The following is a 6,343-nucleotide window of genomic DNA, read 5'->3' as shown; positions in this document are numbered from 1 at the left end:
GGTGGGGAGGTGGGGAGGTGGGGAGTTTTTTTTGATAAGTGATTAGGCGGTTATGATATAACAAATTTTACAAGCTTTGTTAGGGTCTGTCTCCGGCGCTGTACGATCGCCCAAGTGTCTCGAACGGCAAGCGCAATTGCAGATAATTATAAGCGATCGCCATTTTTTCTCTAACCTCCTTCTCTGCTGTTGGGACGATGATATAACCTGATTTGTCATGCCATCATCAGCTATGAAATCAAAGGGCGAGGTTTTTCATGGCATTAGAAGGGGTGATTTTAGATATTGATGGCACGCTGGTTTTAAGTAATGATAGTCATGCAAATTCTTGGGTGGAAGCATTTGCAGGTTATAACTTCGAGGTGCCATTTGAAAAAGTTAGACCGCTTATGGGTATGGGGGGAGACCAACTTATTCCCAAAGTAGTACCAGAATTAAATGGTGAAGAAGGAACTGGTAAAGCGATCGCCGATTTACGCAAACAACTATTATTTGATAAATACATACCGCAAATTACAGCTGCCAAGGGTAGCAGAGAATTAATATTAAAAATGCAAAAATCGGGATTGCATTTGGTTGTTGCCAGTTCAGCCAGTTCTCAAGAACTTGAGATTATGCTCAAAATTGCCCAAGTAGAGGATTTGCTAACAGAAGTCACTACATCCGATGATGCCGAAGCATCTAAACCCGCTCCCGACATTGTACAAGCAGCTTTGAAAAAAGGGCAATTGACACCCGATAAAGTAGTAATGCTAGGAGATTCTCCCTACGATATTGAATCTGCTGGCAAAGCAGGGGTAGGTGTGATTGCTTTACGCTGCGGTGGCTTTAGCGATGAACAACTATCTCAAGCGGTTGCAATTTATGATGACCCACAAAATTTGCTACAGCACTATGACTCTTCTGTTTTAGGTGCAAATTTGGAAGTATGAATTTAGGAGTCAGGAGTCAGAATTGCGATCGCACTTTCTAGAATGATTTTATACCAATTTAATATGAAGACGCATACAAAAACCCCACCCGCGCTAACGCGCACCCTCCCCTTGCCAAGGGGAGGGTTGGGGAGGGGTAAAGTTCTATGCAGCTTCATGAAGAATTGGTATTAGGCGATGTGTAAGTAGAACAGGGTAAATAATTAAAGGTTTGTAGTGAGAACTAAAATTCTCAAAAAAGGACTAAAGTCCTTACTACGAACTAAATCTTATTATCTTTACATTACTGAACATAGTTTGGTTGTTTCAAGTTGTTCTACTTACGGCGTTAAACTACGCTTGTTTGCTGAATTCTGAATTCTGAATTCTGACTCCTGAATTCTGAATTCTGACTCCTGAATTCTGACTCCTGAATTCTGAATTCTTCTAAAATTACACACCCACAGGAGTTTTCACCTTTTGTCGCTGACTGGTTGCAATTAACCACTTACCGCCAGAAGGGCCTAAAGTTATGCCGCGACGCATTGGTTTCACTGGATAATTGTCAACTAATGCTAAATTGATTTGTGATAGCACTGTTGCTAATACTAATTTCATTTCAAACATTGCAAATGCCATACCAATACAGGTACGATTACCGCCACCAAAGGGTAAATATTCATACTGTGAATACTGGCGTTGTAAAAATCGCTCTGGCTTAAACTGATTTGGTTCTGGATATAAATCTTCGCGGTGATGCATTAAATATATAGAACCTGTTAATAATGTCCCCGGTTGGAATTCATAGCCCATAATTTCTATCGGTTTCTTGACTATGCGAGGGATAGTCAGCATGACAATCGGGTAAATGCGGAGTGTCTCTTGGCATACCGCTGTTAGATAAGGTAAGCGAGAAATGTCATTCCAATCAGCATTCTCATTCACATTATCTAACTCAGTGAGCAGCTTTTCTCGTACTTCTGGCAAATGGTGAATCCAATAAATTGCCCATGTCAAAGCTGAAGCGGTGGTTTCGTGACCGGCGACTAACAAAGTCATTAATTCATCGCGCAATTCGACATCAGTCATTGGTTCGCCATTAACATCGCGTGCTGACATCATCAAGGAGAGGATATCGCTACGAGAAGCATCTGGACGATCTCTGCGTTCTTGAATTTCGCTGTAGAGGAGTTCGTCAATTTGTTGCATTTGACGCAAAAATATCCCCCAAGGACTCCAGTTACCCAAATCTACTTGCAGTATGGGAAAAAATGTTATGGAAGCACGCAAGGGAGAACCGGATAACTCCAGAACGGAACGCAACAGTCCTTGCAATTTTGTTAAACGTTCTCCTTGATTTAGACCAAATACAGCTTGGAGAATTACTTTTAGGGAGATTTCCTGCATGGAGTCACGGATAGAAAAAGGTTCGCCAATTTTCCATTTACTGATGATTTCATGAGTGATATTGGTGATAATTTGACCGTAGGCTTTCATGCGATCGCCATGAAAAGGCGGAGTCAATAATCGCCGTTGCCGTTGATGAGATTCACCAGATAACAATATTAATGAGTTTTCACCCAATAAAGGTTGTAAAAGTTGTGCCGAACCTTTAGCGTCTAATTGTTCCAATGAACTGGTAAAAAGCTGCTGGATTGCTTGGGGATTACTAAACAATACTAGTGGTTTACTACTCGTTAGCTGTAGCGAAAAACATTCGCCATACGCCTTTGCAGATGTTTCCATGAGTTTTAAAGGATTAAAAACCCACTGAAGCAGTTGTATAATTTTTGGAATTTGTGGGGTTGCTGGCTGTTTCATGACAAATACTCCGATCCATTTCATTTACAATAACTTAGCAAAACTAAAATTAGAGACTATCGATGGCGACCATCTATTCATGAAAATGAGAAACCCGACTTCATTCAGAAATCGGGTTTCTTAACACTGCAAGTTTTACAAATTAACTAGGATTGTCATACAACAGATTCAAGCTAAGCATACGAGCTTTCACTCAAAGCAAGGTATAAATCCTGTCTTATTTTTGAATTCTGTCATATCTCTCTACTGGGAAAATATTTACAGTCCAACCAACGCAGTTAAATTATTTAATATTAAATTTATTCTGTTAATAAGCTAGGAGAAGTGAGTACGAACACATCCCTACTTCCTTGAGCTTCAATTTCTGGTTTGATAGGACTTGTAAAGTGGAAAAATTCATGGTCATTGACCAATAAAAGTTCTCCAGGATTTAGAACTTTGCTAAACACAGGCTTTTGTTTTTTTGCAGCATATAAATGTGTTTCTCCACCTTGAATATTGTCTCGATCCACAGAGAAAATACCAATAAAATCAGTACCATCTTGATGGATACCTTCAGGTGCAGGGTTACCTAAATTATCAGGCGAACAAATGGTTCTGATTTGATGAACTCCAATTTCTGCTTCTGGATGAAGTTTACAAGAATCATGAAATGCTAAAATCAAATCTCTAAAAATATCAAGTTCAATTAGTGCATCTTCTAATTCTGCAAACTCTCTTTTGATGTCTCCCAATAACGGATTATATTCTTTACTTTGAAAAAGGTAGCCATGAGGTAATTTGATTAATTTATCCTCAGTAACTATGAACCGAGATAATCTTCTGGAACGATAGTTGCCTTTAATATAAGGGTCGATAGGCAGGTTTTGAAAAAATGGCTTAAAACCTTCTACATTAATTGAATTTACTTTTCTTAAAGTAAACAGAAAAGCATATTCTAATTCCCTTGATGTCCATATTTTTTGCATAGGATTTACCTCCTTGCACGTTGAATTTCTCCCGAATTGTTGTTTACTGGGAGGGTTATGACACTTAGTATATGCTACTATTTATTAAACTGTCGTAAATTTGACTACAAAAATTGACAATGTATGGTATTGAAATGATTGTTGAGTGATGACTGATGACTGTTGACTGGGAAAGAAATATTTTATGTAATCATTGTATTATTTATCACGTTAGTATCTATTTTGAATATGGAAAGTGGAATACCTGATACAGATAGATGGGTAGGGGCGTACGGCTGTACGCCCCTACTCAACCATCATCAGTCATCCGTCAACCATCAACCGTTATCCGTCATCAATCAACTCTATTTTCAAGCTACTCTATTGAGTGCAGCTACAAAGTTTGATGATGAGTGATTGGCTTTACCGTTACCCGCCTTTATATTCAGGTATTTTGCTAAAACGCTACAAGCGGTTTTTTGTGGACGTTCAACTGACTTCTGGCGAGATAGTGACAGCACATTGTCCAAATACAGGGCCGATGACTGGAGTATCGACTCCTCTAAGTGCGGTACAGCTTTCTAAAAGTGATAATCCAAAGCGCAAATTGGCTTACACTTTAGAACTAATTCAGGTCAATGACAACGATCCGACTTGGGTGGGTGTGAATACTCTTTTGCCTAATCGGGTGGTAAAGTTAGCTTTGGTAAAACATCTTTTTCCAGAATTGGGTGATTATAACCACATCAAAACTGAGGTGGTTTATGGAGTAGATAACAAAAGTCGAGTAGATTTTTTCTTAACAGGAAATGTTGAGGAACGGCCAATTTATTTAGAAGTAAAAAATACAACTTTCTGTGATGGAAGGTTAGCTTTATTTCCAGATACAGAAACTACCAGAGGACAAAAACACTTGCGGGAATTAATGGCGCTGTTACCTTTAACTCGTGGGGTGATGCTTTATTTTATCAATCGGGGTGATTGTACTGAATTTTCACCTGGCGATCGCACTGACCCAGTATATAGTATGTTATTGCGGCAGGCGATCGCTCTTGGTTTAGAAGTGCTACCTTGCCGTTTTGATATTTCCCCCGAAGGTATCCGTTATTTGGGTTTAGCAAAATTGAAAATGGTTGATGGTTGATGTGGTGTGGCAGTAATCGCTTTTTCCCTAACAACTAAAGCTATTGCTAATAATCGTTAATTAGCAATCACTTCAAGTAACACAAAAAGCGTTATAAATCTATATCAAGATAGTAAAGCATTACTTCGTATGGTGTTAGTTTCAGTACCTCAGAAGCATTCATAATCTTGTCAATCCAAAAGCTAACTACATCTCTAACAATCGCGTGAGCTAATGGTTTGTTAAAAGCTTGACCTGGATGAGATTGTCGCCAATACCACTCTAACCTTGAGGTTAAAGCTCCTCCTAATGTTAGTAACTGACCTGGTATAGCAATAATATCAAGTCGTGCAATAGCTTGCATAAGTTTTATGCCTTCTTGGGAAGGAGGTATAGCAAGGTTGTGTGCTAATAATAAAAAAGTTCCTGGAGGAATAATTTGCCAATTGGAGTTTTCTAATTCCTCTCCAACAGTTGTTGTTACTATTATTCCTCCTTGTCTTAAACAAGTATCTGTAAATTTACCTCTTTGAGAAGGTAGCACAGTGATGTTACTAAACTGTGTAGAATTAGGAAAATTATCAGTTTCATATGCTAAATCACAAACTGCAATATTATTGAATTCTTTTCTTAAAAAATATCTAAGCATATCACTGCCCAGTTCACCAGCAGAACCTATTAAGGTCAAATTAGTTTCTTTTTGCTTAGATATCTCTGTTTGTTCAAACGCTGTGATTATTCCTGTTGTGGTATATGAAGACTTTCCCCCACATCCACCATCTTTAGCACTAACACCTAATACATGAGGAGTAAATTTTGCCAATGTATCTGAAAGGTCTGCAAAACGTCCAAAATCAGGTGTTAATTTAATTCTTCCATTTTCTTTGTTAAGTACTTGTCCAATTGACTGAAATATCTTTGAAATTACTGCATTAAATTCAATACGATCTCGATTATTTAAAATAGTAGCAATTTCTTGATTTCTGGGTTTGATAATGCAGCGAGCGCCACCAACTATGCTTTCTATAAATCCTTTTGGTAATTGTTCAACGTAACTAGATAATAAATTATTTCTAATCGCAATATTAATTAATTGATTTTTTATCTTACTTTCATAGAACATTAACCTTTTGAGAGCCGTATCAATTTGTGAAAGCTCAGCATCCCAACTAACTATCCTCGTACCACCATAGAAATAGTCAGCATCAGGTTGTTTATCACACGTAATGTAAATGTCCGCATAATCATGAACAATCTCAATTACTTCTGCTTTTTCAGATGATTTTATATTCATAAACTACAATGGTATATTTTATACCAGCTCGATAGAATTTAAGTATTAATACATAATCCAGCAAAAAAGCTACCATCATCAAACAAAAAGTTATTTATACAAATTGTTTAACTTAGGCACATTGGTGCTGTACAGTAATATTTTAAATATTAAATATTAGTATGTAAAGTCTCATGCATTAAAAATATCTTTCTTGCCTATAAAAATATTTTTATGTTTGCATATATATTTATTCCCTATGTATATG

Annotated in this window: 5 protein-coding genes; 2 read left to right on the top strand and 3 right to left on the bottom strand. The window is 37.5% G+C overall.

Annotated elements, in window-relative coordinates:
- The first annotated feature begins 257 nt into the window (after positions 1-257).
- Positions 258-932, top strand: a complete 675-nt coding sequence (locus GNE10_RS30695) for an HAD family hydrolase (protein ID WP_185569609.1) — start codon at positions 258-260, stop codon at positions 930-932.
- A gap of 432 nt (positions 933-1,364) precedes the next feature.
- Here the strand turns inward: GNE10_RS30695 and GNE10_RS30690 are convergent, their stop codons facing one another.
- The gene (locus tag GNE10_RS30690) at positions 1,365-2,732 is read right to left on the bottom strand and encodes a cytochrome P450 (protein ID WP_185569607.1); all 1,368 of its coding nucleotides are present in this window, start codon (positions 2,730-2,732) and stop codon (positions 1,365-1,367) included.
- Between the two features lie 299 nt (positions 2,733-3,031).
- A complete protein-coding gene (locus GNE10_RS30685) occupies positions 3,032-3,700 on the bottom strand; it encodes a 2OG-Fe dioxygenase family protein (RefSeq protein WP_185569605.1) in 669 nt (222 codons plus the stop codon).
- Positions 3,701-4,088: 388 nt separating this feature from the next.
- On the opposite strand from GNE10_RS30685, the gene sfsA reads away from it, so the two are divergent.
- Positions 4,089-4,823, top strand: coding sequence for a DNA/RNA nuclease SfsA (gene sfsA / locus GNE10_RS30680; protein ID WP_185569611.1), 735 nt, complete (start codon positions 4,089-4,091; stop codon positions 4,821-4,823).
- 91 nt (positions 4,824-4,914) lie between these two features.
- Here the strand turns inward: sfsA and GNE10_RS30675 are convergent, their stop codons facing one another.
- The gene (locus GNE10_RS30675; protein ID WP_185569603.1) at positions 4,915-6,096 is read right to left on the bottom strand and encodes a hypothetical protein; all 1,182 of its coding nucleotides are present in this window, start codon (positions 6,094-6,096) and stop codon (positions 4,915-4,917) included.
- Positions 6,097-6,343: the final 247 nt, after the last annotated feature.

It is taken from the genome of Nostoc sp. 2RC (assembly GCF_014222165.1).
GTDB classification, from domain to species: Bacteria; Cyanobacteriota; Cyanobacteriia; order Cyanobacteriales; family Nostocaceae; genus Nostoc; species Nostoc linckia.
This window is presented reverse-complemented; position numbering and strand designations above follow the sequence as displayed.

Excerpts from the sequence above, each read along its gene's own strand:
- GNE10_RS30675 (WP_185569603.1), bottom strand. The coding sequence starts at position 6,096 with ATGAATATAAAATCATCTGAAAAAGCAGAAGTAATTGAGATTGTTCAT.
- GNE10_RS30690 (WP_185569607.1), bottom strand. The coding sequence starts at position 2,732 with ATGAAACAGCCAGCAACCCCACAAATTCCAAAAATTATACAACTGCTT.
- sfsA (WP_185569611.1), top strand. The coding sequence starts at position 4,089 with ATGAGTGATTGGCTTTACCGTTACCCGCCTTTATATTCAGGTATTTTG.
- GNE10_RS30685 (WP_185569605.1), bottom strand. The coding sequence starts at position 3,700 with ATGCAAAAAATATGGACATCAAGGGAATTAGAATATGCTTTTCTGTTT.
- GNE10_RS30695 (WP_185569609.1), top strand. The coding sequence starts at position 258 with ATGGCATTAGAAGGGGTGATTTTAGATATTGATGGCACGCTGGTTTTA.